Annotated in this window: 2 protein-coding genes; both read left to right on the top strand. The window is 69.0% G+C overall.

All coding sequences use genetic code 11. From position 1 onward, the window contains the following. The first annotated feature begins 521 nt into the window (after positions 1-521). Positions 522-1,403, top strand: a complete 882-nt coding sequence (locus AC5LUJ_RS24190) for an integrase core domain-containing protein (protein ID WP_493465860.1) — start codon at positions 522-524, stop codon at positions 1,401-1,403. A gap of 306 nt (positions 1,404-1,709) precedes the next feature. Continuing rightward, positions 1,710-2,744 (top strand): IS630 family transposase (locus AC5LUJ_RS24195; RefSeq protein ID WP_493465861.1); only part of this gene is annotated, 1,035 nt, incomplete at its 3' end.

Raw genomic sequence — 2,744 nt, forward strand, 5'->3', positions numbered from 1 at the left:
CGAGGAACTCTCGAGTGATGGGGAGAAGTCGAGGTCGCGACGACCGGCCCGCTTCGCGTCGCACGCGCGAATCTCGACGCGTCCTGGTGGGCGAGTCGGCCGGGACCCCTCCCGGCCGGTGCCGGTTAACTTTCCGGCGGACGAGCCGCCGGGAAAGCCGAGACGGGCGGACGGGCGGCAGGTCGAGGCCGGCCGGATCGGGGGCGTACGTCGTTCCCCTCGGCCACGGCAACGTCCCATCGACCGCGAACCTCCAGGAGCGCTCATGCGTCGATCTCTGACCCTGCTCTGCCTGCTGCCGGCCCTTGTCGTCGCGTGTGGCGACGATGGGACGTCCGGGGCCGCCGCGGCACGGCCGAGCGCCTCCGCGACGACCAGTCCGGCACCGAGCTCACCAATACCGTCACCCTCCCTCGTACCGACGGCGTCACCCACGACGCCACCACCAACGACGGCACCTCCGGCCGCGCCGACGACGGCTCCCCGGCCTGTACGGACGGCGGCTCCCCCGCCGCCTACCCGTGGTGGTGCCCGGACGCGGCGACCCGGTTCGTTCTTCGTCACCTCCGGCCACCGTGCTGCGCTGGCACCGTGAGCTCCTCGCGCGACAATGGACCGACCCACGCAAGACCTCCGGACGGCCGCCGGTCCGCCGGGAGATCCGCGAACTGGTCCTGCGCCTCGCGCGGGAGAATCCGACCTGGGGCCACCGCCGGATCCACGGCGAGCTCGTCGGGCTGGGCCACGCGGTGGGGGTCGCCATCGTCTGGCGGATCCTGCACTGCGCCGGCGTCGACCCCGCATCGCGGCGGGCCGACGGCTCTTGGCGCGCGTTCCTGTCCGCGCAGGCATCCGGCCTGCTGGCCTGCGACTTCTTCACCGTCGACACCGTGTTCCTCCAGCGGATCTACGTGTTCTTCGTCGTCGAACACGCCACCCGCCACGTCCACCTCCTCGGCGTCACGAAGCATCCGACCGCAGCGTGGGTCACCCAACGGGCACGGAACCTGCTGATGGATCTCGAGGAGCACGGCCGCCGGTTCCGGTTCCTCATCCGTGACCGGGATGCGACGTTCACGGCCTCGTTCGATGCTGTCTTCGCCAGGGCCGGCATCGACGTGGTGGCACTGCCCCCGCAAGCCCCAAAGGCGAACGCGATCGCGGAACGCTGGGTCGGCACCGCCCGCCGGGAATGCACCGACAGACTGTTGATCGTCTCCGAACGGCACCTGGCCTCGGTCCTCAGCAGCTACGCCGAACTTTTCAACACCCACCGGCCCCACCGCTCCCTCGACCAACACCCACCCGACCCGTCACCTGTGATCACTCCAACTTCGGATTCCACCGTCCGACGCACCCGTATCCTCGGCGGGCTGATCAACGAGTACCGCAACGTCGCCTGACCACCTCCTGCAGACGATCATGTCAACCGTAAAAGACCAGCTCACAGGCCGAAACCCGAATTTTGGAGCCCAACAGTGTCGAATCAGCCCGATATGACGCGGGCCACACTTTCTGTGATGATTGTGAAATGATGATACGAATGGTAACGTTACGTACAGTTTTCAAGGAGTCATGGTGCGTTTACTAGTGCTATGGCCGGGTTGGTTCACCGTGTTGTGGGTCGTGCTGGCGGGGCAGGCTGGTGAGACGGTGTCCGATCCAGCTGTGTGGGGGGTGTGATGGCAGCGCCAGTCAGGGTCCGCAGGTTGACTGATCAGGAAGGGCAGCGGCTGCAACGGATCGTGCGCCGAGGCACGACCAGCACGGTGCGGTACCAGCGGGCGATGATGCTGCTGGCCTCGGCCGGCGGAAACAGCGTGCCGGTGATCGCCCGGCTGGTCGCCGCGGACGAGGACACGGTCCGCGACGTGATCCACCGGTTCAACGAGACGGGTCTGGCCTGCCTGGACCCTCGGTGGGCGGGAGGCCGTCCCCGCCTGCTCCGTTCTGACGACGAGGATTTCGTCGTCGCGACGGCCACCACCCGCCCGGCCCGGCTCGGTCTGCCGTTCACCCACTGGTCGCTGCGGAAACTCGTCGCCTACCTGCGTCGGGCTCCCGGCCGGGTGATCCGGATCGGCCGGGAGACGTTGCGTGCTCTGCTGGCCCGGCGGGGGGTGAGCGTCCAGCGGACGAAGACGTGGAAGGAGTCTCCCGACCCCGCGCGGGAGGTGAAGCTCGACCGGATCGAGCAGGTCTGCGCGCAGACGCCTGACCGGGTGTTCGCCTTCGACGAGTTCGGCCCGCTGGGGATCCGCCCGACCGGGGGTGTCTGCTGGGCCGAGCGGGGCCGTCCGCAGCGGGTGGCGGCGAGCTATCACCGCACCCAGGGGGTGACCTACTTCCACGGCTGCTACTCGGTTGGTGAGGATCGGCTGTGGGGAGTCAACCGGCGTCGTAAGGGAGCGGGGAACACCCTGGCCGCGTTGCGGTCGATCCGCGCGGCCCGTCCGGACGGCGCCCCGATCTGCATCGTCCTGGACAACCTCTCCGCGCATACCGGAACGAGGATCCGGTCCTGGGCGCGGCGGAACAGGGCCGAGTTGTGCTTCACGCCGACCTACGCCTCCTGGGCGAACCCGATCGAGGCCCGCTTCGGCGCGTTGCGCCAGTTCACGATCGCTAACAGCGAGCATCCGAACCACACCGTCCAGACCCGCGCGCTGCACGACTACCTGGCCTGGCGCAACGCTCACGCCCGCCACCCCACGTGCTGGCTGCCCAGCGCCGGGAACGGGCCC

The organism is Protofrankia sp. CiP1_Cm_nod3, from assembly GCF_982290655.1.